Origin of the sequence: Prevotella sp. tc2-28, from assembly GCF_900107705.1 — a bacterium.
Taxonomy (GTDB): domain Bacteria; phylum Bacteroidota; class Bacteroidia; order Bacteroidales; family Bacteroidaceae; genus Prevotella.
This window is the reverse complement of record NZ_FNRE01000035.1, coordinates 1-1172: the sequence shown is the minus strand read 5'-3', so window position 1 is coordinate 1172 and position 1172 is coordinate 1. Positions and strand designations below refer to the sequence as shown.

Genomic DNA, 1172 nt, shown 5'->3' with positions numbered 1-1172 from the left:
TTTATCATTATCTTATATACTATGTATTATATATATAATTATTTATAAATATAAATATAAATATAAATATATATAGTATAAATATACAATTATTAATAAGAATAATAGTTTCTTACTACCTCACTATAGCGTTATTAATTAATTGTCATCTGTCATCTGTCATTCGTCATTACTAACTACAATTATGCGGAATTTTCTTGGAAGTTTCAGAAAAAGTGCTTATATTTGCAAACGGAATAATAATCATCAAATATGACTAGGACAATAAATATTTCACTAAATGTGCCTGAAACCTATGAGGTTGAGGAGCTGACTCGTCAGCTAACAGAGTATGGTGAAAGGCTGATAGCACGGAGAAAGCCTTCGGCAAAGCCTCGTCGTCGCCCAAGCCATGATTTCCTGAGAAGTTTTACGCTACCCAAAGGAACGACCTCTGAGCAGCTTATTGATGAACATCTCGCGGAGAAGTACGGCATATGAAATTGTTTCTTGACACCAACGTGTTTGTGGAGTTCATAGAGCATCGTAAGCAATACGAATCTGTGAGCCTGATTATTGATGCTATTCTTGAAGAACAGCATACCGCTTGCATCTCCACGGGAAGTCTATACACGTTGGCTTACTTGTTTGAGCGTGGTTTGAAGCAACAAGACATCCACAAGCCCGAGCTTACTTTGCGTATCCGACATCTTATGGCAGAGGTTTTGAACCTGTCAACCGTCGTGCCCTTGGCACATGCTAATGCTGAGTTGGCTGTTTATGATGAATCTTTTGCCGATATTGAAGACTGTTTTCAGTACCGTTGTGCGCTTGAAAACCGTTGCCATGTGCTCATTACCATCAATGATAACGACTTCAAGAATGCCGACCAGTCACAGATTGAAATCCTGACTCCCTCAACATTCGTTGAAAAATACATAAATGTATAACCCTTAAAACCACAGATGCCTATGGGCTGAAGAAAGAAGTAAATTAAAAAAATGGACATATAGAAATAGGATGAATATCCACTTTTAGATTCTTGTCTCTGAAAATCGCCAATTGACAGAAATCATCAAGGACTAAAGTAGGAGTTCACGCCGTCTGGCGTGGGCATTTACTAGTTTAAGATGATTTGGCGTTTGGCGATGCCACAGAGACGTAGACGAAGTAAATTGTCCACGTTTTTTTTT

2 protein-coding genes are annotated in these 1172 nt (G+C 38.0%); both read left to right on the top strand.

Features of this window, described 5'->3' with window-relative positions:
- Positions 1-252 precede the first annotated feature (252 nt).
- Positions 253-480: a hypothetical protein gene (locus BLU47_RS14435; RefSeq protein WP_091964526.1), complete on the top strand. Its 228-nt coding sequence runs from the start codon at positions 253-255 to the stop codon at positions 478-480.
- A complete protein-coding gene (locus BLU47_RS14430; RefSeq protein ID WP_091964523.1) occupies positions 477-929 on the top strand; it encodes a type II toxin-antitoxin system VapC family toxin in 453 nt (150 codons plus the stop codon). Before BLU47_RS14435 ends, BLU47_RS14430 begins: the two co-directional genes overlap by 4 nt.
- Positions 930-1172: the final 243 nt, after the last annotated feature.